Consider the following 21,961-nt stretch of genomic DNA (forward strand, 5'->3'; position numbering starts at 1 on the left):
CGCATGACCACCGAACACGCCACCATCACGAGCGCGCCGCGCCCGCGCCCGCAGCCGCAGGACAAGCACGCGCCGTCCACGCAAGGCCCCCTGGGCCGCCTCATCGGCGTGTCCCTGGGCCCTGGCGACCCCGGCCTCATCACCCGCGCTGCCTGGGCGCAACTGCAGCGCACCGACGCGGTCTGGACCTATCCCGCGCGCAGCACCAAGACACCCAGCTACGCCTTCGACATCGTGCAGCGCGCCGGCCTCACGCCGCCCGCCGTGCACCAGACCCTGCTGTTCCCGATGACGCACGACGGCGACAAGCTCGCCCGGGCCTGGATGCGCGCCGCAGACACCGTGCTGCCCTGGCTGCAGGCCGGACAGGACGTGCTCTTCCTCGTGGAAGGCGACGCCAGCACCTACGCCACCTTCGGCCACCTGGCGCGCACCGTGCGGGCGCTGGACGCGCGCATCGAGGCGCCCGTGATCGCCGGCGTGAACGCCTTCACGGCGGCCTGCGCCACGCGCGGCATGCCGCTGGCCGAGCAGGACGACACCATCGCCATCGTGCCCGCCGCCTACGGCGTGAGCGCGGTGGACCGCCTGCTGCCCGACTTCGACACCCTGGTGCTGATGAAGGTCAAGCCGCTCATGGACGACCTCATCGACTGGCTGGAACGGCGCGAGCTGCTGCCCCACACCCAGTTCATCGAGCGCGTGGGCGCACCCGACGAGCGCTGCGTGGCCGGTGCTCATCTGCCCGCACTGCGCGGCACCAAGGTCAGCTACCTCTCGCTCATGGTGGTGAAAAACCCGCACCGTATCCGGGGCGAGCGCATCAAGGGCTGCCTGAAAAAGACCTCGCCCGCAGCCTCTGCTGCGGGCCTTCCGACATCCGACGAACCGGAGCTTGCCGAATGAATACCCCTGCCACCCCCGACGTGGTGCTCTCCGCCCCCGCGCAGCCCGCCGCCGAGGTGCGCGTGTGCCTCGTCGCCATCACCCGCCACGGCGCCGCCCAGGCCGCGCAACTGGCGCGCGACGTGCCCCAGGCCCATGTCTGCACCGCCGCCAAATTCGCCGCTGCCTTCGATGGCCTGCCCAACACCGTGCGCGCCTACGAAGGCGCGCTGCGCGACGAGATCGCGCCGCTCTTCGCACAGTACGACCAGCTGGTCTTCTTCGTCTCGCTGGGCGCCGTGGTGCGCCTGATCGCCCCGGTGCTCAAGTCCAAGGACGAAGATCCCGGCGTGACGGTGGTGGACGATGCCGGCCAGTTCGTCATCCCCGTGCTCTCGGGCCACGTGGGCGGCGCCAACGAATGGAGCGAGCGCATCGCCGCGCTGATCGGCGCCACGCCCGTGCTCACCACCGCGTCCGACGTGGGCAAGACCATTCCCGTCGATATCCTCGGCCGCCACCTGGGCTGGCGCGTGGAGGCGCCCAAGATCAACATCACGCGCGTCTCGGCGCACGTGGTCAACGGCGAGCCCATCGCCGTGGTGCAGGAAGCCGGCAGCCCGCACTGGTGGAACCGGCCCACGCCGCTGCCCGCCAACATCACCTGCCTCGGCGACTGGAGCGGCGTCGATCCCGACCGCTTCAAGGCCGTGCTGTGGATCACGCACGACGAGGTCGTACCCGAGCGCTGGGCCGCGTGGCACGAACGTCTGGTGGTCTATCGCCCGCCGCAGGACGCGGACAAGGCCACCGCGTGATCTCCGCTGCCGCCACCGCCATCGCCAGGGCCGCAGCGTCTCAGGACGTGGCCACCGGCTCCTGCGTTCGCCTGGCCATCGGCCTGGGCTGCGACCGCGGCACGCCCGAGGCCACGGTCGAGGCCTGCCTGCGCGAAGCGCTCGCCCAGGCCGGCGCCCGGATCGACCAGGTGGCCGTGGCCGCCAGCATCGAGGCCAAGCGGGACGAAGCCGCCTTCCTCTCGCTGGCCGCCCGCCACGGCTGGCCGCTGCGCTGGTACGCCGCCGCGCGGCTGGCTACCGTGCCCGTGCCCAACCCGTCGGAGACGGTGCTGCGCTACATGGGCACGCCCTCGGTCAGCGAAGCCGCCGCGCTGCTGGCCGCGGGTGCGGCCGATGCGTCGGCGCTGCTCGTCGAAAAGCACCGCCTGCGCGGGCCTGACGGGCGCAACGCTACCGTGTCCATCGCCCGCATTCCGCCTGCCTCGCAGGGCACCTCCGATTCCGGCGGCTGAGGCAGCGCATCGCATTCCGCCACCGCGCGTGCCTCGGCTATTTCCTCTCCCAACCTCTGAAAGGTCCACCATGCATATCGAAATCGGCATCCTCTCGCAGGACAAGATCGCCTATGCCTCCGTCGCCGCCACGGCGCTGCTGGGCGCGCACGCGCTGCCCCTGCTCAAGAGCCCCACGGCCTGGCTGCGCACGCTGCTGGCCGCGTTCTTCTTCAGCGTGCTGATGCAGGTCTGGCACATGCCCGTGGGGCCGTCGGAGCTGCACTTCGTCGGCGCCATGCCGATCTACCTGCTGTTCGGCTTCATCCCCACGCTGTTCGGCTTCGGCCTGGGGCTGCTCGCGCAGGCCCTGGTTTTCGAGCCGCAGGACCTGGCGCACCTCGCCATCAACTTCCTGAGCCTGGCCGTGCCGCTGTTCGCCGTGCACCACGGCCTGGGCAAGCGCATGCAGCGCATCAGCGTGGCCAACGTGCTCAAGCTCGATGCCGTGTACTACGCGGGCGTCACGCTCATGGTCGGCTTCTGGCTCTCCATCAGCAGCGACGCGGCCCCCGTGGCCGACTGGGCGCTGTTCGCCGCGTCGTACCTGAGCCTCGTGGCCGTGGAGCCGCTGCTCACCATCGGCATCACCGTCGCCGCTGCCCGCCTGCGCGGCCGCCGCTGGCTCGCCGCCTGCATCGACGAGCGCACGCTGCAGCGCGTCGCCGCGCCCCATGCCGCCGCACCGGCGGCCTGACCTCCATCCGAAAGAGACGACACGCACATGTCCGCAGGAAAGATCATGCTCGTGGGCATCGGCCCCGGCAGCACCGACCACATGACCGCGCGCGCCCGCGCCGCCATCGCCGAGGCCGACACCATCATCGGCTACGTCACCTACATCAAGCTCGTGGCCGATCTCATCGAGGGCAAGGAGATCATCCGCAAGTCGATGACCGAAGAACTCGACCGCGCCATCGAATCGCTGGCCCGCGCCCGCGAGGGCAAGAAGGTCGCACTCATCTCCTCGGGCGATGCGGGCGTGTACGGCATGGCCGGCCCCACGTTCGAGGTGCTGTTCCAGGCCGGCTGGACGCCGCCCGCCTTCGACGAAAACGGCGTGGTCGAGCCCGGCGGCATCGAGGTCGAGATCGTGCCCGGCGCATCGGCCCTCAACAGCTGCGCGGCCCGCGTGGGCGCGCCGCTCACGCACGACTTCTGCGCCATCTCGCTCTCGGACCTGCTCACGCCCTGGCCCACCATCGCGCGCCGGCTGGATGCCGCAGCCATGGCCGACTTCGTGGTCGCGCTCTACAACCCCAAGAGCGGCCGCCGCACGCGCCAGATCGAGGAAGCCCAACGCCTCTTCCTGCGCCACCGCAGCCCCGACACCCCCGTGGCCATCGTCAAGAGCGCCTACCGCCGCCGCGAGCGCATCGAATTCGCCACCCTGGCCACCATGTGCGATGCCGACATCGGCATGCTGAGCACCGTGCTGATCGGCAACAGCAACACCATCGTGCAGCACGGCCTCATGGTCACGCCGCGCGGCTATGCCAACAAATACGACGTGGAAGGCGGCGGTGCCACGCGCGCGGGCGAGCGGCCCGGCCGCTCGCTCTCCACCGGCCTGAACGGCTGGCTGGAAAACCTGCAGCTGGACCACGCCGCCGGCGAAAGCATCGAAGCGCTGGCCCTGCGCCACCGCCTGCCGGCCGACTACATCCGCGACACGCTGGCACAACCACTTGTGATCGCCGAGGCCGCGACGACCGAGGAAGAGGCATGAGCACCGACACCCCTGAAAGCACCGCCACTGCAACCGCCGCATCCGAAGGCGTGCGCGTGGCCGTCAAGCCCAAGATCGGCAGCTACCGCCGCCACCTCCTCATCTGCACCGGCCCCCGCTGCGCGCAGGAGGGCCAGGCCCAGGCGCTGTTCGACAGCCTGGGCGAGAAGTTCAAGGCCGCCGGCCTGAACGACGGCGAGTTGCGCGTCAAGCGCAGCCGCGTGAGCTGCTTCGCCGCCTGCAAAGGCGGCCCGGTGATGTGCGTGCAGCCCGACGGCACCTGGTACTACGACGTCACGCCCGACAACATGGACCGCATCATCGAGCAGCATCTGGTGGGCGGGCAGCCGGTGGAAGAGCTCGTGTTCCACCAGGGGCCTACGGGCGCATAGGGCTACCGCGCCATCCGTTGCCTGGTGCTGTCCGGGTGCACCGTCATTGCCCAGCACGCCGTGCAGGTCGAGGCCGGCGGATTTGCGTGCCTTCGTCGACCATGCGCGCCAGCGCCGGGAACTCGCCAATGGGCACGGGATCAGATGCGCATACCCTTCATCCCCCGGGCAAAGGAATGTGACGATGACCCCGAACGAACGCCCGCTGCTCGACGACCTGCTGCAACGCCTGGTCCACGCCGGCCCGGCAGCCAAGGACAGTGAGGCCGACAGCCGCATCCACCAAGCGCTGGCCGCGCAGCCCGACGCGCTCTACCTGCTGGTGCAGCGCTGCCTGCTGCTCGAGCGCGGCCTCGCGCACGCACAGGAAGAAGTCGCACGGCTGAAGCAGGCCGCAGACAGCAATCGCAGCTTCATCGGCGCCGACCTGGAGCCGGGCTTCGGCCGCGCCCCGTCGCAGGCCTACAGCCCGGGCCCCGCCGCAGCGCAACCCACGTCCATGCCGCCGCAAGCCCCCCCGGCGGGCTACGCGCAGCCGGCACCCGCTCCGGGCTGGCGCGACCGCCTGTTCGGCAACGCCAGCGCGCCGGCTGCGGCCGCCCCTGCAGGGCCGGGCTTTCTGGGCACCGCCGCCAGCACGGCGGCCGGTGTGGCCGGCGGCATGTTCCTGTTCAACGGGCTGGAACACCTGCTGGGCAACCGCGGCAGCGCCGTGGGCAATGGCCTGCTGGGCGGCGGCGCGCTGCTGCCGCAGGAAACCGTGGTGCAGAACATCACCAACGAGAATTTCTACGACAACCGCGGCAACGACGACAGCCGCGACGCAGGCTGGTTGCCCGACGACAGCGGCCCGGCCTTCGACGACGACGGCGGAAACTTCCTCTGAGGGGCGAAGACTTCGTTGAAGTCGCATCGCTGCGACCGGCAGGAATGATGTGTCCACGGAACCGGGTCAACTCCAGTACGAGTGACGCTATGGAAGGAGTCGCGAAGCTCATCCCAGGCCGCACTCATTCGAGGCTACGCACCCCGGGACGATCAGATCGGTTTCCGTACGGCCCGCCATCCGCTGGGCAACATCTCGATGTCCGGCGTGCGATGTCCGCATCACGCCACCGGCCCTGGACAGCAGCGCGCGCAGCGCAGTCTGGCCGGACGGCGTGACGAGACCGATGCCGAGGGCCAGCGCATCGCCCTCGGCCAGGCGCCGGTAGGCCACGCCAGCGCGCCGCAGCCCGGTAAAGGAACTGGCCAGCAGTGCCATGCCCCGGCCGGCCGCCACCTCGGCCAGCAGGACGTGGTGGTCCGCCGGCTCGCGGAGCTTGGGCGGGGCGAAGCGGTGCCGCTCGAACACCTGCTGGCAATGGTCGTAGAACGCGGGCTGCCGGGCGCGTTCGAACCAGAAGACAGGCTGCTGCGCCAGGTCGGACAGCCGCAGCATCCGGCGCCGCGCCAGCGGGTGCGCGGAGGGCAGCGCCACCACCATGGGCAGGCGGTCGATCTCCAGCACATCGAGCCCGCGCACATCGGTGGGCAGCGCGATGAAGGCGGCATCGAGCCGGCCTGCGCGCAGCTGCCGCACCAGGCGTGGCGACGTGTCCGAGAAAACCTCCACGCGCACTCCGGGCTGCAGCGCCTGCGCACGGTCCGCCAGCCCGCGGAACCAGGCCGGCTCGGCCGCGCTGGTCAGGCCCAGCCGCAGCGTGGCAGGCACGGCGGCGCCCTGGAAGGCGGCCTCCGCCTGCCGCAGCAGATCGGCCACGCCGCGTGCGTAGGGCAGCAGCCGGCGCCCGGCCTCGGTGAGGCTCGCGCCGCGGGCGTGGCGGTCGAAGAGCGGCATGCCCAGCCGCGACTCCAGATCGCGGATCGCGCGGCTCAGGGGAGGCTGCGACAGATGCAGTGCCTCCGCCGCCTGGCGGAAGCTCAGGGCGTCGGCCACGGCCAGGAAGAGGGCGAGCGAGCGGGAATCGAGCTTGGAAGACATACCGAAAAGGTATCACCGAAACGGTCATTCCCAGCATTCCGCAAGCTGCCTACATTCGCGGACGACCCCCAACCGAACCCCCCGAAAGGAACCCTGCATGCGGCACGCATCCCCATCGACCCATCCCCTGGCCACGCCTCCCGGTACCGGCAGCGCGCGCCACGAGCGCGGCACCCGCATGCTCGCCCAGGTGGACGGCCCCGCCGGCCTGGCCGTGGTGGAGCAACTGGCACAGTCCTTCCCGGATTTCGCGCGCCTGTTGGTGGAATTCCCCTTCGGCGACATCTACGCCCGGCCCGCGCTGGGCCTGCGCGAACGCGAACTGGCCACCGTGGCGGCCCTGTGCGCCATGGGGCATGCCCTGCCGCAGCTGCGCGTGCACGTGCATGCCGCGCTGCACGTGGGATGCACCCCGGCCGAGATCGTCGAGGTGGTGATGCAGATGGCCGTCTATGCCGGCTTCCCGGCCGCGCTCAATGCGCTGGGCGTGGTGCGCGAGGTGTTCGCCGCGTCGGGCATCGCGCTGCCGCTGCGCGGCGAGGGTCAGGACACAGGGGACGAGGCTCCATCGACCGCCGCATAGTGCGACACGACGGGAAACGGCTCGTAGAAGTGGTGCAGCAGCCGCTTCCATTCCTGGTACTGCGGCGAGCCGCGAAAACCCTGCTCGTGGGCTGCCAGCGTGTCCCACTCCACCAGCAGCAGGTATTCGCCCGTCCGTTCGATGCAGCGCTCGAGCCGGTGCGACCGGTAGCCCGGCATGGACGCGATGATGCGCTGTGCCTGCAGGAAGGCGGCTTCGAACGCCGCTTCCTGGCCGGCTCGCACCTGCAGGGGGGCTGCTTCGAGAATCATCCGGGGTCTCCGTGGTGACGATCGCGGCGCGTCACCGGGATGCGCCAGGCCCACGCAGCAGCCAGCGCAAGGCTGCCCCGACCAGGTACAGCGACAGCGCCGCCGGCAGCGTGAACATCGAACCCCAGGCACCCACCATGAACAGCGTGTACGCCATGTCGGAAAGCCCCGGCGCGGCGGCGCAGTGCATGCCCGAGCCCTCGTTGCCGGAGCACTCCAGCAGCGTGGCCAGCGGCCACCAGGCCAGCAGGAGCACGAGGGGCGCCAGGCCCAGGAGCGTGCACAGCGCACCGAACCAATGGCGGGCGAGAAAGGGAAATCTCCGGCGGAGCGTGCCCATGCAAGGCTGGCCCTACTTCCGGCCGCCCACCGCCAGCAGCAGTCCGCCCACGGCGATGGCGCCGATGCCCAGCCACAGCGGGACGTTGACGCGCTCCTGCTCCTTGGCGGAGATCTCCAGCGGCCCCAGCTTCACCACCGTGGTGTCCTTGGTATAGCTGAAGCCTCCATAGGCGAGGCCGAGCGCGCCGGCCACGATGAGGGCAAGGGCGACGAGTCGGGTGGCGTTCATGGTGTCGGTTCTTTCCGGAAGGGTCCTGCGCGGGCACCGTGGCGGCAGCGGGGCGGTTGCCCGGCAGTGGAATACGTCAACGCTGCCATGCATGAGCATAAGCGCTGCCGCGTTACTCCGGCCTCACCGCGGCCGGTACATCTTGAACTTCTGCTCCGGGCCCACCGAGAAATAGTCCGCGGGCCCCCCCGCGCGCAGGATGTGCCCGGCGCTCGCCGTGTCGTACACCCCGTCCTTCAGCAGCGCCGTGTCGATGTGGATCGTCACCACCTCGCCCAGCACCAGCCAGGTGGGCACCTGCACCCCGTCCGCGCCCTGCAGCTGCAGGATCTGCGTGCACCGGCATTCGAAGGTCACGGGGCTTTCGGCCACGCGCGGCGGCGCGACGCGCTCGGAGGCCAGGGGCGTGAGCCCTGCCAGCACGAACTCGTCCACCTCGGGCGGCACGGCCGCGCAGCTCTGGTTCATGGCCTCGGCCAGGTCGCGGGTGGCGAGGTTCCACACGAACTCGCCCGTGGCCTGCACATTGGCCAGCGTGTCCTTCGCGCCGATGCTGGCGAAGCCCACGATGGGCGGCACGTAGTTGAACGCATTGAAGAAGCTGTAGGGCGCGAGATTGCGCACGCCCGCCGCGCTCTGCGTGCTGATCCATCCGATGGGGCGCGGCCCCACGATGGCGTTGAAGGGGTCGTGGGGCAGCCGGTGGCCCTGGCGCGGCTGGTAGCTGTGGAAGCGCGCATCGGGAGAGGGTGGAGTGGGTGCGTTCATGCGCAGGCACCATACCGGCATTGGCGCGCCCCTGCAATGCCGCACCCGGCGCAGCCACCGCGCCGGGTGGCTCGAGGGGGCGCGGCTCATGCCTGCAGGCCCAGGAACCGCGCCGGCGGCACGCCCACCGCGCGCCGCACCATGGCGCTGAAGGCGCTGGGGCTGCTGTAGCCCAGTTCTGCGGCGATCTGGTTCACGGGCCGGCGCCCCGCCGCCAGCGCCACGGCCTGGGCCAGCAGCACCTGCTGGCGCCACTGCGTGAAGGTGGTGGACAGGTCCTGCCGGAAGAGCCGTGCCACCGTGCGCGGACTGGCACCGGTGTCGCGCGCCCAGTCCGCCAGCTTCTCGTGGCGCGTGGGGTCGGCCAGTACTGCCTCGCACAGATGGCGCAGGCGCTTGTCGCGCGGCAGCTGCACGCCCAGGCGCACGGCGCTGGCGCTGCACAGTTCTTCGCGGATCAGAGCACTCAGAAGGCGTTCGCGGCGCAGGACCTCCGGCGCAAGCGGGGGCGCGTCGTCGCTCCCGGTGGGCATCTCGCACACCAGCGCGCGCAGCAGCTCGGACATCTCCAGCACGCGGCACTGGCGCCAATGCGGCTCTTCGGCGCGGGCCACGCCCGGGCCGCAGCGCCCGCGCGCCTGGTGCAGGTACAGCGTGCGCATGTCCGCGTCTTCCACCACGGTCACCGCATGCTCCACGCCCGGGGGGATCCACACCGCGCGCGACGGCGGCACGGTGTAGGTGCCTTCGGCCACCGTCAGGCGGATCACGCCCGTGGTCGATACGGCCACCTGCGCCCAGGGGTGGCAGTGCGGCATCACCTGCGTACCGGCCTTCAGCTGGCGGTGCTTGGCGCGCATCGGCCGTGCTGCGCTGGGCACGAAGAGGTGCGGCGTGAGCGAGGGCACGAAAGCCACCATGCGCCGCTGTGGGGCGCGTGGCAGGGGCGGTGCGGTGCGCCCGGCAGGCACGGTGGCCGGCGGCTTGGGGGAGTTTGGCATGTTCTCGACAGCGATTGGCAGACTATCGTAATTCAGACGCGCACCGCCTGCCTAAGATCACCGGCATGACATCGACCCATGCGCCCGCCGCGGCGACCGCTCACGCCACGCTGCGCGAAGACGCCCGCACCATCGGCCTCATCGGCCTGGCGCACGGCTCCTCGCACTTCTTCCACCTGCTGCTGCCGCCGCTGTTCCCGTTCCTCATCGCGGAGTTCGGCTACAGCTATTCCGAGCTGGGCCTGCTGGTGTCGGTGTTCTTCGTGATCTCCGGCTTGGGCCAGGCGCTGTCGGGCTTCATCGTGGACCGGGTCGGCGCGCGTCCGGTGATGTTCTTCGCGCTGTCGAGCTTCGTCCTCTCCGGCCTCGTGGCCAGCATCGCCACCGGCTATGCCGGGCTGATGGCGGCCGCGGCGCTGGCGGGCCTGGGCAACGCCCCCTTCCATCCGGTGGACTTCACCATCCTCAACAAGCGCGTGTCGCCCCAGCGCCTGGGCCACGGCTTCTCGGTGCACGGCATCTCCGGCAACCTGGGCTGGGCCACCGCGCCCGTCTTCATGGCCGGCATCACCGCGGCCACCGGCTCGTGGCGGGCGGCCTGTCTCTGCGGCGGCCTGCTGGCGCTGGTCATCCTGTCCATCATGGTCCTGAACCGCGACGCGCTCGACGACCGCCGGGGCACGGCCGCACCCGCCGCAGGCAAGCCCGGTGCGGCCGCCGCGCCAGCCGGTGCCCCGGCCGAACACCCCATGGCCTTCCTGAGGCTGCCCTCCGTGTGGCTGTGCTTCTCGTTCTTCTTCTGGACCACCTGCTCGCTGAGCGTCATCCAGAGCTTCGCCGGTCCCACGCTGCAGAAGATGTACGGCCTGCCGCTGTCCGTCACGTCCATGGTCGTCACCGGCTACATGCTGTGCGGTGCCGCCGGCATGGTGGTCGGCGGCTTCCTGGCCGGCCGCGTGGCCCGGCTGGAGCGCACCATCACCGTCTGCCTGCTGGCCACGGCCGTGCTGCTGGTCGCCGCGGGCACCGGCCTGCTGCCGGGCATGGCCGCCATGGTCTTCGTGGCGCTGGCGGGCGTGGGCACCGGCCTGGCCGGCCCCTCGCGCGACATGCTCATCAAGCGCGCCGCGCCCCCCGGCGCCACCGGCCGCGTCTATGGCACGGTGTACTCGGGCCTGGATCTCGGCTTCTGCGTGGCCGCGCCGGTGTTCGGCGCCATGCTGGACGCGGGCATGACCTCGGGCATCTTCTACGGCTCGGCCGCTGCCCTGGTGCTGGGCGTGGCCTCGGCGGGCGTCGTGGGCATCGGCGTCGCGGCCCGGGCGCGCGCGCAGCGCATGGCCGCGGCATGAGCGGCCGCTCCACCGCATCCGCATCCAGAGGGGGCGCCGCGCATTGCCGGGCGTGCTGATCGAACAGCTGCACGGCGGGGAGTGCCTGCGCATCTGCGTGCGGCCGCGCCTGCGGGCGGCAGCCATGCTGCTGGCCGGAGGCCTGCTGGCGGCACTTCCCTGGATCGTGGCGGCGCTGTGGGTGGGTGATCCGCAGGCCCGTGCACGCCTCGCGTCGGAAGCTCCGTGGGCCGTGGCGGTGCTGGCCCTGTGGGGCGTGCTGCTCTGCGGCGCAGGCGTCGCCCTCTTGCGTTTCGCGCCACGCAGCCGCGAAGCCCGGCTGTCCCGCCTGGAGGGTACCGGCGAAGCCCTGCGCCATTTCCGGGGAGCGCCCAGCGTGCGCGACATGGGCGTCATCCTCTCGCACATCGACGCCATCTGGCTGCGCCGCGTCCCGCATGGCCGCGGAGGGCTGCGGCGCGAAGAACTGGTCCTGCGCTGCGTGCACGGCGGCCCCCGCGTGCTGGCCTGGGTGGTCCTGCCCCGGGCCGGCGCCGCCTCTCGCCTGGACGCAGCGGCCCGCGCGGCCGGTGGATTCCTGGGCGTACCCGTGGCGCTGGAGGGGGAACCGCTCCCGCCGCGGTCGGCCGCCCTCAGGCGGCAGGTGCGCAGCCTGCCGAAAGTGGCCGAACCCCCCGTGGACACGCCCCGGCTGCGCCTGCCCGGCCGCTGCATGGCGGCCGCAGGCGCCGCGCTGGCAGCCCTGTTCGCGGCCTGGCTGGCGTGGCAGGTCGCCGGCGCCGTGCAGACCGGCCACCTCGTCGTTCACCCCCGGGCGGGTGGGGCGCGGCACTACGACTGGAGCGCCGCGCCGGGTCCGTTCGCCATCCAGCTGGTGTTCACCGCGGCGCTGGCAGCGCTGTGCACGCTGATCGCGTGGCTGGCCGCGAAGGTGGCGCTGGGAGGGTGGAACCGGTCCGCGTGATCTGCCTGGCCGTCAGGCCTTGCGTTCCAGTTCCCGCGCGTAGCGCTGGCTGACGAAGCCCAGGATGATCCCGAACACGATGAACCCCAGGCCGATCGCATCCGCGAAGCTGGGCCATGGCCCGCGCCCCTGGCTGGAAAACACGATGAAGATGGCCCCGGCCCCGATGAAGAAGATGGGCGCGAGGAACCGGTTGCGCCGCTGCGCCGTGAGCACGACTGCGCTCTGCTGCACCTGCGAATGCAGCGTGCGGGCCTTGGTCTCGCACTCGCCAGCGCAGCAGATGGAATGGCCCAGGTCGGTCGCGCAGGCCGGGCACAGTCCCTTGTTGCAGGCGCGGCAGGTGCCGACGGCATCCGAGTCATGGTGTACGAAGCATTTCATGGGAGTCTCCCGCTCTTCTTCGCCGGGTGGAGTGTGTCGTTGCTCCACTATTGCACGGCTCGGGTATTTCTTTCTCATTCGGCCCCATGGCTTCGCACTGGACAGGCGCTGTTGCCGGGATTTGTCTGGAATCGCGGTTTTTGGAAAATTAAAAAACCCATGGAAAATCGTATCCAGAGAACCACTTCGCACACGCTGTCCCATGGAGGGACGGCCACCGGGCCCCACCGCCCAGCCTCTCCATCAGGGCGCCGTGGCTCGCATGCGCATGGAGCCGGCTGCCAGCCGCCTGCTCCAGGACGTGTGCCGCAGCCTTCGCTCTCTGTGCAAATGTTCGCGCCCCGCGCATCCCTGCCGCCCGCCTGGCCCGACAGGAAAGGCGCCTGCGCCGGCAAGAACCCTGCGCACCCTGGTTCCCCCAGCTACTCCAGCGCCACCAGCCCGACGTCCAGTGCATCCAGTTCCAGTTCCGGCATCGAATCCCCGCCGCGGCACAGCACGTCCCTGTTCAATTACCGGACAGCCGAACTGGAGCAGGCCAACAGGGACGGTATTTGCGTTGGTCTCGTCGCGCAATGGCTTCTTCGAACTGAGCGAAGCCCTTCCGATCGCATGGCTGCCCTTGCGCAAGGCACCCAAAGCCACGCCCAGGCGGCATGGCAGCAGCAGCAATACCAGCAGGGTAAGGATGCCCTGCGTGTGCAGGGAATGAATGCCATCGATGCCGACCTGAGGTCGCAGAACGACATGCTGCGCGCGACGGGCCTGCGCCCTGCAGGCAGCCAGGAAAGCTACCGGCCCCATGCGTTGGCCGACGTGGCTCGCGCGATTTCCCGCAATGGGACGCGGCACCTGCTTGGACTGTATTTCACGGATGGAATGGCCCACACCGTTGCGACATCGGCATCGGCGGGTCGAACGACGCTCTTCGATCCGAACTACGGAGAGTTGGAGGCCTCTTCACGCAGCGTGGAGGACTTGCTGCAGAGCCTGGGCAACCGCTACAAGCATCCCAACGGGCACATTCTGAGAAATTTCACCGTGCAGACGATGCACTGATGTTCTCCGCGGTGGGGCCAGGCATGCCCGGGCCGGACCACCACCGCCTCGGCGGCTTGCCTTCCTCCGCGCTGTCCAGCGTCGCAAGACTTTCAGCAACAACCCACAGAACAACGGGCACAGCACCGCTGCGGCCATCAGAAAGCTCGCGAGCATCACCGTATTGAGTGCATCGAAGCTGCCGGCTCTTTCCAGATACAGGGCGTGCGCGAGCCAGGAAACCTACCATGCGCCATACAGGCCTGCGGCGATTCCCAGCACGCAGGTGCCTGTTGTCGATACCCCGGTCAAACTGTTTCCCACCATGCATTGCCCCTTCATGCCGGTGTTCGCCCATCGCGCTCGCAGTACGCCTTGAGGCCTGCCAGCCGCTTCTCGACCACGCGTGAAAAATACCACGCAGCAGCGGTCTCGATCACGAAGCGCAGCACCGCGGGCCGCGCGACGATGGTGTAGCGGAAGCGCGCCGTGGTGGCGTGCGGGTTGATCTCCTGGAATATCCAGGAACCCGCGAACCGAGCCAGGAACCAGGGGCCATCGACCATCTTCACGGCCGCCCGGTGGGGCGGCATCACCTGGACGAATTCGACCAGCATGTCCATGCCCAGCCTGGAGCGGATGTGGACCCGGGTGCCGACCGATGGGCCGCCCGGAGGGCCGGAGACCACGGCAATGTTCTCCGGAAAAGGATCCCAGTCATAGCGGACTGCATAGTCCTGCGACACGCGATAGACGACATCGGCGGGCGCGGCAATATCCGTGTGGCGTTCCACGAGTGCCATGGAGTGCATCGGCGGCAGGCTGCTTGCCGCCGGTTGGTTGTGGCTTTGGAGGCGCCACTATCGCATGGCAGCCGGTGGCAGGGCAGGAAGCCCCGCCGCGACCACCCCGTCACTTGGCCTTCGAATGCCCGTGCGCCGCAGTCCCCTCGGACGCCATGCTGCTGGCCATCACCTTCGCATAGGCGGACTTCGTCAGGTGCACCGAGCAGTACTGGTCCAGCTCGGGCTTGATCTTCTCGATGGCGTCCTCCTCGAACACCGCTTCCTTCTTGCCGCCCTGCGTGTGGCCCACGGCGTAGTAGATGAACTTGGGCTTGATCGTTTCGTCCATGCCGACATAGTCGGAGCACGTGGTCTTCACCAGCGGCTTGCGGGCCTTCGCTGCCGGCGCCGGTGCCGTGGCGGCCGCCGGGTTCGTGGCCGCTGCCGATGGTGCCGCGGGGCTCGGCGTCTGCGCCATGGCCGCGGCGGCGGCCAGGGAAGAAAGGGTCAGGACGGACAGGCGGGCAAGAACTCTCATGGTGTCACTCCTCGATCGAATGATGATGGGCTCCGGTGCATGGGCCGCATCGGCGGCGGCATGCCGGTACCGTGTCGTCCGCACCTCGCGACAGTGAAATCGCCAGGGCTTTCAACGACGGTTTCATCCTAGGACTGCAGACTTAGAGAGGTCTTAGAGGGTGAGGCGGATCCGGCGCCTGCGTCCGGGGCTGCACATCGATGCCCGTCCACGCATGCACCGCATCCGTCTCCACCGCCACATCGAACACCTCGCCCATGGCAGGAAAGCGCAAGCGATAACGCAGCGTCTGGGCGTCGAACCGGAAGTCCTCCGCGAACCCCTTCACCGCCACCTCCAGCCGGGCGATCGCCCAGGCCTGCACATCGATCAGCGCGGCGCAGGTGACTGGGCCCTCGCCATAGTCGGTGGTGAGCCACTCCTGGGCCACGACCACGCGCGCATCGGGAGACCAGCACAGCGGCTTGCCGAAGATCCGGTGCGGCACCTCGCGGCCATCGATGGCCAGCCGGAAATACTCCGGGCCGAAGCGGATCTCGCCCTCGAAGTGCAGGGCTGCGCGGTGCGTGCCGTCGGGAGAGCGGGTCGTGTGCATGCGTGGTGACGTACGGGTATCCGGAAGGGGGCTGCGGTCAGGCGATGCGGCGCCGTGGCACCAGCCGCGGAATGACCGCGCCCGTGCTCCGCATGTAGTCGCGGTACGCCTGCCCGAACACGTCGCACATCATGGCCTCCTCGCGGGGGATGCGCACGATGCAGAGAATCGCCACCGCGACCAGGGCCGCAGGCCCCGCGATGGCATTGGGCAGCAGCAGGGCCTGCGCCACGCCGAACAGCAGGAACGCGGCATACATCGGATGCCGCACCACGCGGTACACGCCACGCTGGACCAGCTGGTGGTCGTGCCGGATCTCCAGCGTGATCGACCACCACGTGCCCAGCTCCGCGTGGGCGCGCCAGAACAGCCACAGGCCCGCGGCCCAGACCAGCGCACCGGCATACGGCAGCACGTCGGGGGCTACATCATGCGAGGCTCCATCGAGCCAGGGCGTGAAGATGTACGCCAGCGGCAGCACCATCTGCCCGATCGCCACCAGCGCGATCAGCGCCTTGTCCTGGCGGCTGGAATAGCTCGCCCTGGACGGGCCGGCAGCGCGTGCGCGGCGCTGATAGACGATGCGGATGGCCTGGTAGGCCAGCAGGCCCACGAGGAATGCCGCCTGGGGTGCGTGAAGATGCATGGGTTTCCCTCCCTGTAGTTTTTGCTCTGCCGTTCGGGTCGGCAAGCGCAGGCCATTCTGTTCCGAGACATGGATGGTGAGCAGTACCCAAAGCTTTGCATCGCCATAAACGGCGCCTGGGCTCACTTTCCATGCGGCCAACCGCATGCTTGCGGCGCGCTTACCTCCGGCCTCGCTGTCCAGGCATGTGAAGGTTCGTTCTCGTCAGCCAGCACAGCGCCTGTGAAAGCGCCCCTCGGCCTTGATGGTGGCGTAGGTGGCGTTCAGGTCGGCGCGAATGCCTGGCCCGATGTACACCGGATCAGCAATGATCCCGTCGCACACGAATTCGCCTTTGAATTCAAAGATTGCCATCTCGACCACCACGGTCGTGCCGCCCAGCAGCTCATGCAGTGGCGTGGTCAGGCCTTTCACGGCGTATGCATTCTTCAAATCGGCATCCAGCATGAGTGCATACCGGGTCGTACTCCGCAGGTAGAACCATCGCCCGGCGCGCACTGTCGGGAGCGCGTTCTCGATCTGCGGTACCAACCCGTCACCCGTGGACTTCACCATTGCCATGGCTCGGTGAAGACGACCCATGTCGGCCTTCACCAAGTTTCTGGCTTTGGCGAGATCCTTGATCACGCTCCTTGTCGGCTCCTTGCCTTCGTTGATCAGGACCTGAATAAGGACGGCTTCATATGCCTTGATGAATTGCATGGCATCGTCGTGTGGCAGCAGCATGGCGTGGTGACCGGTCGGTGTCATATCGCAAGGCGGTGGAGCTGTGCATGGTATCCGGCTGGCTGGACCGACTGGCCTTCCATGGGGGTTAATTTCTTCTGCAGAGAGCTGACTTCCAACAATCGAGGGAGAAAAACAGAAAAGTGGTGATTTCACGGACCTGTCCGATGTGTTGCGAGTGCGCCCTGCCATTTACGCAAAAGTTCTCTTGGTAAGCAGCATGGAGCCAATGCTCGCCATCTTGCCTGCGGCTCACTTTACGCGCCAGTCAGCGGCGGGGTTTTGCAGACCTTCCCTAACGAACAAGATAAGCCAACCGCCGGCGGCGGCGGGACGGCTTGAGCGACAGGTTAGTTTTTTATCAACCAAATAAGATGATCTTTGATTTGGCTATTATTTATATATTGCCATGAAAGATAAATAAATTCTCGGCCATCAGGGGATTTTCTTATGCCATATCGAGAGTCTTCACCCCCCTTTATTTGCCCCCAGCCAATTAAACGTTCTGCCTGCTCAATTAAATGCCTTGTGGGAATAGCAGCTACTGCCAGTAGTTCACCCTTTTTACTGTCTAGGAAGGCTTGTATTGTCATGTGCGGCGAGAGATATCCTTCATTTGGATTTTTTATAGCTCGCAGTCTTTTTTGATATTCGGTTTCCGCTCCCGTTGGGGTTGAATAACGTATAGAGAAAGATTGATAGTTACTTCCCCACTGAACGCGGCTTGCTATACCTCTCATACCTTGATTGTTTTTAACAATTTGCCAAGCATCAATACCTGCCATAAGGTCGAGCTCACTTGCAAAATCTTCAGGAGAAACTGCTTCAACAGGCAGTAGTCTTCCGCCTCCAATGTGCGGTGAAATTGCTGGCCATACGATTTCTATAAAGTCAGATGCGCTATCACTGAGGGCTGAAGTGATGTTTGATGGGTATTGAGGCATGTGCAAACTAACGGCGGAGGTAGGCCGACTGCCGAAGGCGGGTCGGATTGACCGAAATGTTAGACCATAAGGCCAAAAGGGAGCGCGCAGAATTAAAGACGGGCGCAGCCCAAGAAAAACACTGCGCCAAGGAAGCGGCGAAGCGCTGCAAGAATGATAGCCGCTAGCGATACATTTATAAGCGCCAGAGGCCAAGAAGGCTGAAAACTGGCGCAACGCAGTCAGGGGACACTTGGCACAGAACCTAAAGCCCAAAGATGCAACCTGGGGCGAGGGCGCGGCGCTGGAGAAAATGCGGGACTGCATAAAACGGAATACGAAGCGGCTAACGCCTAAGGTAAGCGGCGCCGGAGCGCCGAAGGTACATAGGGCACTAGTAAGAGCCATGATAATGGAGTAGGCATGGCCCTTGTTGGCGTCCGCTTGACCAGCCAGTTAGGCTACTACCTAGAATAGAAGCAAGACTTGCATTGCACGTTTGCGCTAGTCCTGTCGGTAGCGCGCCTGCCTACAGCTCGCCTGTTGTGTTGGTACGCACATTCAGCTTCCAACGAATCTTTCCTTGCGCCGACGTGTGCTGGTGGTGGTTCTGTGGAGGAAAATGGTCGCTCTCATTCGAGGTGATCTCCCGATTGCATCCCAAGCAACGATAGATGCCAGAGACGGGTACTGTGTCAGCGGGGTTGTAAATCGTCGTCCACCATGTTTTGGACGGCACGATTTCTTTGAGGACGGATTCATTGGAATACGACGACATGCTTCTCTCTCCCTTTAAAAATCAGTGGGTCAACTGTGTGGCCTAAACAGATTTAGACGACGCTGATCCTACCAACCGTAGTCGGCCAACACAACACTCTTCGTTGCATCCCCAGGCAAACCCTAGCGCCAACCTGTTTAGGTAAACCTGGAATTTCCCGGATGAACCCTTTCTGGTTCCAGAGTCTGAATCGCTCGCTGAAGCTCGTCAGCCCAAGCTGCTGGAGCGAATGCGCATCAATCTTCGACGCGGCACTACAGCATTCGCACCGAACAAGCTTATATCGACTGGGCGCGTCGCTCCATTTCATTCTCTTTCACGGCAAACGCCATCCGCAGGATAGGGGCGCGGGCTAGGTCGAAGCGTTCCTGAGCCATTTGGCGGTGGAAAGACAGCTATCGGCATCCACCAGAACCAAGCCAAGGCGGCGATCCTGTATTTGTACAAGCAAGTTTTAGGGATGGAGCTGCTTTGGTTGGAAGAGGTGGTACAGGCCAAGCGGCCACAGCGTCTGCCGGTGGCGCTTATGCCGGCCGAGGCCCGCCTTGCGTGGGCTGAATGAAGCCGAAGTCGCGTTCGTCGTTCCAGGCGTGGATGGCGCCTTCGAAGCGCACCGACATCAGATAAGCGCCTTGCGATCGGCATTGGCCTTGCACCAATGCAGGATTTCATGGCTCTGCCTGAGCCCGGCAATGAAGAAGGGATCCGACTTCAACAGCTCTTCGATCTGCTCTTTCGAATCAGCCTCGGCCACCCACAATCCGCCTTTCGGCGTCTGCCCCATCTCCTGTCGCAGCGAGCCCCCGACCGGAATGATTTCCTTGTGCTGCTCCAACCAAGCAATGTGCGCCTGAAGATGTGCGGCCCGCACGTCACCCTGGTCGGGCCTGTCAGTGAAGAGGACGGCGAAAAGCATAGGGCGATGCGCTTCTGGCTGGTCACATCTCGAAAATCTTGCCCGGATTCAGGATGTTCTTCGGGTCCAGCGCCTGCTTGATCGCCCGCATCATCCCCACGGCTCCCGGCCCGGTCTCGTCCAGCAGGAAACCCATCTTGTGGATGCCCACGCCGTGCTCGCCCGTGCAGGTGCCGCCCATGGCCAGGGCCCGGGCGACGAGCTGGTGGTTGAGCCGTTCGGCCACCATGCGCTCGTCGTCGCTGTCCGGGTCGATCAGGTAGCCGAAGTGGAAGTTGCCATCGCCCACGTGGCCGACGAGGAAGTAAGGGATGCCGCTGGCGTCGGCCTCGGTCACGGAGTCGAGCAGGCAGTCGGCCAGGCGGCTGATGGGCACGCAGGTGTCGGTGCTGATCGCGCGGCAGCCGGGGCGACTCTGCACGGCCGCGAAATACGCGTTGTGCCGCGCGGTCCAGAGGCGCGTGCGCTCTTCGGGCGTGGTGGCCCATTCGAAGGCGTTGCCGTTCCAGTCCTGTGCGATGGACTGCACCGTCTCGGCCTGTTCCTGCACGCCGGCGGGCGATCCGTGGAACTCCATCAGCAGCATCGGTTCCTCGCGCAGGCCGAGCTTGCTGTGGGCGTTGACCATGCGCACGGTGTTGGCGTCGATCAGTTCCACGCGGGCAATGGGCACGCCCAGCTGGATGGTCTGGATGACGGTACGCACGGCGGCCTCGATGCTCGGAAAGGAGCAGATGGCGGCGCTCACGGCCTCGGGCAATGGGTAGAGGCGCAGCGTGACTTCGGTGATGACGCCCAGCGTGCCTTCGCTGCCCACCAGCAGGCGCGTCAGGTCGTAGCCGGCGGCGCTTTTCTTGGCGCGGGTGCCGGTGCGAATGGTCTCGCCCGATGCCGTCACCACTTCGAGCGCGAGCACGTTCTCGCGCATGGTGCCGTAGCGCACGGCGTTGGTGCCGCTGGCGCGCGTGGCGGCCATGCCGCCGATACTGGCGTCCGCGCCCGGATCGATCGGGAAGAACAGGCCCGTGTCCTTGATGGCCTCGTTGAGCTGCTTGCGCGTGATGCCGGGCTGCACGGTCACGGTGAGGTCGTCGGCGTCCACGCTCAGCAGGCGGTTCATGCGCGAGACGTCGATGCTGATGCCGCCCTGGATGGCGAGCAGGTGGCCTTCGAGCGACGAGCCCGCGCCATACGGAATGACGGGAACGTCGTGCTGCGCGGCCAGGCGCACGGCATCGGCCACGTCCTGCGTGCTCTCGGCGAAGACCACGGCCGAGGGCGGCGGCGCCTGCATCGAGCCTTCATCGCGTCCGTGCTGCTCGCGCACCGCCTGGGCCAGAGAGCACTGGGTGCCGAATCGCGCCTGCAGCGCATCCATGAAGGCCTGCGGCACGGGGCGCAGTCGGATCTCGGGCAACAGGTGGGCGGTGGCGGTGGGGGCGTTCATGGCGGGTGTCTCCTGGGGAAGATCCATTCTAGGCACCCTGTCTGCTGGCGGCGTGTCCCCCTTGGAAGGCAGGGGGCGGTTCAGGGAAACCGCTGGGGTGTGACCAGATAGTGCAGACACATCCCGGCGGCCATCGAGAAGACGCACAGGAATACCCACGGCGCATGCCTCCAGCCCGCAGTGCGTCGCACCAGCGAGGCATTGCGACACCAGAGTGCGAGCATCGGATATGCCAGAGCGCTGCAGACCAGCCACAGCATGCACCACCCGCCGAGCCGAGCCCAGCCGACCTGCAGCCTCGCGCCGGAGATGACCACCGCGAAGAACGCGACATAGGCCCACGACGCCATCGCCGCGGCGGCTTTTGCTTTCGAAAGTCCCCCATCCGGTGCGCGTGACAGCAGTTGGTGGAGCAGGAACCCCTCGCAGGCGATCAACGGTGGAACGAAGAGAAGGGCGAATGCCGCAGAAAATTCACCGAGCATGCCGATGGCCAGGTAAGACAGCGGCGTAAGCAGCAGCCCTGTAACGAGCGCGGCCAAGCCATAGGTGCCTGCGTGCCGGAGCGCTCGGGCGGTAACGCTGTTCTTCATATGGCGGGAACTTCGTAAGTGCGCTTCACGACAACTCTCGTGACCAAGCGACAAAGCGTCGAGCATATCCAGACGCACCGAAACCCGCATGCCTCCTGCCATGCGGGTCGGGTCGGGGAGATGTAATCCGCTGGAGTTCTCGTGGTAGTTGCGCAATCACAGAACGTCAGCAGGACGCTGGAGGCGGGCCGTCAGGATTTGGCGCCTGCCTCGAATTCGGTACGGGACAGGGCACCGTCATGGTTGGTGTCCAGTTCCTTGAAATGCTGGCTGATGGCGGGCAGGCGAGCGGCCTCCTGGGCGCTCAGCTTTCCGTCCTTGTCGGCGTCCGCACGGTCGAACGAGGCGCTGGCCGACATGGTGGGAGAGGTGCCCCCGAAGGTGGCGCGGTTGCTGCCCGCAGCGGAGAGGCCCTGGGCGCCCATGGAGGTGGCGCCGGAATGCGATGGCGTGGAGTGCGTTCCCGCCGAGGGCGTGGTGGGGGAGGTCTGTGCATGCGCCGCGGCGCTTCCCACGGCGATGGCCGCGAAGAGCATCACGCTGCGGGCATCGAAGGAGAGGGTGGGTCGTCGTTGCTGCGTAGCTGGCATGGATGTCAGGCTCCGTAGAAGTTGAACAGGCCTTCATTCCACCGCAGCATGCCCTGCCATGCCAGCGCTTTTGCCCGCTGTTGCCCGAGTACACATTCGCGCCCGGGATGTAACGGAAAATGGCGCCTCTTCTCCCCAATCCCTCCGGAA

The 21,961-nt window shown here is 67.2% G+C and carries 29 protein-coding genes and 1 pseudogene; 11 read left to right on the forward strand and 19 right to left on the reverse strand.

All coding sequences use genetic code 11. From position 1 onward, the window contains the following. Positions 1 to 3: 3 nt before the first annotated feature. The 7 genes from cobI (at position 4) to ACAV_RS00495 (ending at position 5,243) form a co-directional block, all read left to right on the forward strand. The gene (gene cobI / locus ACAV_RS00465) at positions 4 to 906 is read left to right on the forward strand and encodes a precorrin-2 C(20)-methyltransferase (RefSeq protein ID WP_013592608.1); all 903 of its coding nucleotides are present in this window, start codon (positions 4 to 6) and stop codon (positions 904 to 906) included. Continuing rightward, a complete protein-coding gene (locus tag ACAV_RS00470) occupies positions 903 to 1,703 on the forward strand; it encodes a cobalamin biosynthesis central domain-containing protein (protein ID WP_013592609.1) in 801 nt (266 codons plus the stop codon). Before cobI ends, ACAV_RS00470 begins: the two co-directional genes overlap by 4 nt. Further along, positions 1,700 to 2,197, forward strand: coding sequence for a cobalamin biosynthesis protein (locus ACAV_RS00475; RefSeq protein ID WP_013592610.1), 498 nt, complete (start codon positions 1,700 to 1,702; stop codon positions 2,195 to 2,197). The genes ACAV_RS00470 and ACAV_RS00475 overlap by 4 nt, the downstream gene beginning before the upstream one ends. Before the next feature lie 70 nt (positions 2,198 to 2,267). After that, entirely contained in the window at positions 2,268 to 2,933 is a 666-nt protein-coding gene (locus ACAV_RS00480) for an energy-coupling factor ABC transporter permease (protein WP_013592611.1), read from the forward strand. 27 nt (positions 2,934 to 2,960) lie between these two features. Further along, positions 2,961 to 3,965, forward strand: a complete 1,005-nt coding sequence (gene cobJ / locus ACAV_RS00485; RefSeq protein WP_013592612.1) for a precorrin-3B C(17)-methyltransferase — start codon at positions 2,961 to 2,963, stop codon at positions 3,963 to 3,965. After that, on the forward strand, positions 3,962 to 4,357 hold the full coding sequence (locus ACAV_RS00490) for a (2Fe-2S) ferredoxin domain-containing protein (protein ID WP_013592613.1): 396 nt from the start codon (positions 3,962 to 3,964) through the stop codon (positions 4,355 to 4,357). The genes cobJ and ACAV_RS00490 overlap by 4 nt, the downstream gene beginning before the upstream one ends. Positions 4,358 to 4,541: 184 nt before the next feature. Beyond that, positions 4,542 to 5,243: a DUF2076 domain-containing protein gene (locus ACAV_RS00495; protein ID WP_013592614.1), complete on the forward strand. Its 702-nt coding sequence runs from the start codon at positions 4,542 to 4,544 to the stop codon at positions 5,241 to 5,243. A gap of 108 nt (positions 5,244 to 5,351) precedes the next feature. On the opposite strand, the gene ACAV_RS00500 is transcribed toward ACAV_RS00495, so the two are convergent. Then, positions 5,352 to 6,341, reverse strand: a complete 990-nt coding sequence (locus ACAV_RS00500) for a LysR family transcriptional regulator (protein WP_013592615.1) — start codon at positions 6,339 to 6,341, stop codon at positions 5,352 to 5,354. A 97-nt stretch (positions 6,342 to 6,438) separates the two neighbouring features. Here ACAV_RS00500 and ACAV_RS00505 point away from each other — a divergent pair, with 97 nt between their 5' ends. Next, positions 6,439 to 6,924, forward strand: coding sequence for a carboxymuconolactone decarboxylase family protein (locus tag ACAV_RS00505; RefSeq protein ID WP_013592616.1), 486 nt, complete (start codon positions 6,439 to 6,441; stop codon positions 6,922 to 6,924). Here ACAV_RS00505 and ACAV_RS00510 read toward each other — a convergent pair. The 5 genes from ACAV_RS00510 to ACAV_RS00530 all read right to left on the reverse strand — a co-directional run bounded on the left by ACAV_RS00510 (position 6,885) and on the right by ACAV_RS00530 (position 9,536). Beyond that, positions 6,885 to 7,196, reverse strand: coding sequence for an antibiotic biosynthesis monooxygenase family protein (locus ACAV_RS00510; RefSeq protein WP_013592617.1), 312 nt, complete (start codon positions 7,194 to 7,196; stop codon positions 6,885 to 6,887). The two genes, ACAV_RS00505 and ACAV_RS00510, sit on opposite strands and share 40 nt — an antisense overlap. Positions 7,197 to 7,227: 31 nt before the next feature. Then, the gene (locus ACAV_RS00515) at positions 7,228 to 7,536 is read right to left on the reverse strand and encodes a hypothetical protein (RefSeq protein WP_013592618.1); all 309 of its coding nucleotides are present in this window, start codon (positions 7,534 to 7,536) and stop codon (positions 7,228 to 7,230) included. A 12-nt stretch (positions 7,537 to 7,548) separates the two neighbouring features. Further along, positions 7,549 to 7,767: a hypothetical protein gene (locus tag ACAV_RS00520; RefSeq protein ID WP_013592619.1), complete on the reverse strand. Its 219-nt coding sequence runs from the start codon at positions 7,765 to 7,767 to the stop codon at positions 7,549 to 7,551. Between the two features lie 123 nt (positions 7,768 to 7,890). Further along, positions 7,891 to 8,556, reverse strand: a complete 666-nt coding sequence (locus tag ACAV_RS00525) for a flavin reductase family protein (RefSeq protein WP_013592620.1) — start codon at positions 8,554 to 8,556, stop codon at positions 7,891 to 7,893. A gap of 65 nt (positions 8,557 to 8,621) precedes the next feature. Beyond that, positions 8,622 to 9,536, reverse strand: a complete 915-nt coding sequence (locus tag ACAV_RS00530) for an AraC family transcriptional regulator (RefSeq protein WP_013592621.1) — start codon at positions 9,534 to 9,536, stop codon at positions 8,622 to 8,624. Positions 9,537 to 9,601: 65 nt separating this feature from the next. Here ACAV_RS00530 and ACAV_RS00535 point away from each other — a divergent pair, with 65 nt between their 5' ends. Both ACAV_RS00535 and ACAV_RS00540 read left to right on the forward strand, forming a co-directional pair. Next, positions 9,602 to 10,888 carry an MFS transporter gene (locus tag ACAV_RS00535; protein ID WP_013592622.1) on the forward strand — a complete coding sequence of 429 codons (1,287 nt, stop codon included), beginning with the start codon at positions 9,602 to 9,604 and terminating at the stop codon, positions 10,886 to 10,888. Between the two features lie 52 nt (positions 10,889 to 10,940). Then, positions 10,941 to 11,852, forward strand: a complete 912-nt coding sequence (locus tag ACAV_RS00540; protein WP_225981614.1) for a hypothetical protein — start codon at positions 10,941 to 10,943, stop codon at positions 11,850 to 11,852. A gap of 12 nt (positions 11,853 to 11,864) precedes the next feature. Here the strand turns inward: ACAV_RS00540 and ACAV_RS00545 are convergent, their stop codons facing one another. Beyond that, complete coding sequence (locus ACAV_RS00545; protein WP_013592624.1) at positions 11,865 to 12,236, reverse strand: hypothetical protein; 372 nt, start codon at positions 12,234 to 12,236, stop codon at positions 11,865 to 11,867. Positions 12,237 to 12,764: 528 nt separating this feature from the next. Between ACAV_RS00545 and ACAV_RS00550 the strand changes: the two genes are divergently transcribed. Further along, positions 12,765 to 13,295 carry a YopT-type cysteine protease domain-containing protein gene (locus tag ACAV_RS00550; protein ID WP_231502405.1) on the forward strand — a complete coding sequence of 177 codons (531 nt, stop codon included), beginning with the start codon at positions 12,765 to 12,767 and terminating at the stop codon, positions 13,293 to 13,295. A 317-nt stretch (positions 13,296 to 13,612) separates the two neighbouring features. Here the strand turns inward: ACAV_RS00550 and ACAV_RS00555 are convergent, their stop codons facing one another. From ACAV_RS00555 to ACAV_RS00595, 12 genes and pseudogenes are all read right to left on the reverse strand, one after another. Then, a complete protein-coding gene (locus ACAV_RS00555) occupies positions 13,613 to 14,077 on the reverse strand; it encodes a type II toxin-antitoxin system RatA family toxin (RefSeq protein WP_244875512.1) in 465 nt (154 codons plus the stop codon). A gap of 109 nt (positions 14,078 to 14,186) precedes the next feature. Beyond that, positions 14,187 to 14,597 (reverse strand): HdeA/HdeB family chaperone, encoded by a 411-nt coding sequence (locus tag ACAV_RS00560; RefSeq protein ID WP_013592627.1) that lies wholly within the window; start codon positions 14,595 to 14,597, stop codon positions 14,187 to 14,189. A 142-nt stretch (positions 14,598 to 14,739) separates the two neighbouring features. Next, positions 14,740 to 15,192, reverse strand: coding sequence for a hypothetical protein (locus ACAV_RS00565; RefSeq protein ID WP_013592628.1), 453 nt, complete (start codon positions 15,190 to 15,192; stop codon positions 14,740 to 14,742). Positions 15,193 to 15,229: 37 nt separating this feature from the next. Beyond that, the gene (locus ACAV_RS00570) at positions 15,230 to 15,838 is read right to left on the reverse strand and encodes a protein-S-isoprenylcysteine O-methyltransferase (RefSeq protein ID WP_013592629.1); all 609 of its coding nucleotides are present in this window, start codon (positions 15,836 to 15,838) and stop codon (positions 15,230 to 15,232) included. A 204-nt stretch (positions 15,839 to 16,042) separates the two neighbouring features. Beyond that, the gene (locus tag ACAV_RS00575) at positions 16,043 to 16,540 is read right to left on the reverse strand and encodes a hypothetical protein (RefSeq protein ID WP_244875513.1); all 498 of its coding nucleotides are present in this window, start codon (positions 16,538 to 16,540) and stop codon (positions 16,043 to 16,045) included. A gap of 374 nt (positions 16,541 to 16,914) precedes the next feature. Then, positions 16,915 to 17,508 (reverse strand): hypothetical protein, encoded by a 594-nt coding sequence (locus ACAV_RS24400; protein ID WP_157768701.1) that lies wholly within the window; start codon positions 17,506 to 17,508, stop codon positions 16,915 to 16,917. A gap of 7 nt (positions 17,509 to 17,515) precedes the next feature. Continuing rightward, positions 17,516 to 17,895: pseudogene (locus ACAV_RS25220) on the reverse strand (DUF1010 domain-containing protein). A gap of 121 nt (positions 17,896 to 18,016) precedes the next feature. Further along, the gene (locus tag ACAV_RS23930) at positions 18,017 to 18,265 is read right to left on the reverse strand and encodes a hypothetical protein (RefSeq protein ID WP_013592632.1); all 249 of its coding nucleotides are present in this window, start codon (positions 18,263 to 18,265) and stop codon (positions 18,017 to 18,019) included. Between the two features lie 619 nt (positions 18,266 to 18,884). Next, positions 18,885 to 19,181 (reverse strand): YciI family protein, encoded by a 297-nt coding sequence (locus ACAV_RS00580; RefSeq protein ID WP_013592634.1) that lies wholly within the window; start codon positions 19,179 to 19,181, stop codon positions 18,885 to 18,887. Between the two features lie 22 nt (positions 19,182 to 19,203). Continuing rightward, entirely contained in the window at positions 19,204 to 20,628 is a 1,425-nt protein-coding gene (locus tag ACAV_RS00585) for an FAD-binding oxidoreductase (RefSeq protein ID WP_013592635.1), read from the reverse strand. Positions 20,629 to 20,708: 80 nt separating this feature from the next. Further along, the gene (locus tag ACAV_RS00590) at positions 20,709 to 21,221 is read right to left on the reverse strand and encodes a hypothetical protein (protein WP_013592636.1); all 513 of its coding nucleotides are present in this window, start codon (positions 21,219 to 21,221) and stop codon (positions 20,709 to 20,711) included. 191 nt (positions 21,222 to 21,412) lie between these two features. Beyond that, the gene (locus tag ACAV_RS00595) at positions 21,413 to 21,811 is read right to left on the reverse strand and encodes an EF-hand domain-containing protein (protein WP_013592637.1); all 399 of its coding nucleotides are present in this window, start codon (positions 21,809 to 21,811) and stop codon (positions 21,413 to 21,415) included. Positions 21,812 to 21,961 lie beyond the last annotated feature (150 nt).

This window comes from Paracidovorax avenae ATCC 19860, from assembly GCF_000176855.2.
Taxonomy (GTDB): Bacteria; Pseudomonadota; Gammaproteobacteria; order Burkholderiales; family Burkholderiaceae_C; genus Paracidovorax; species Paracidovorax avenae.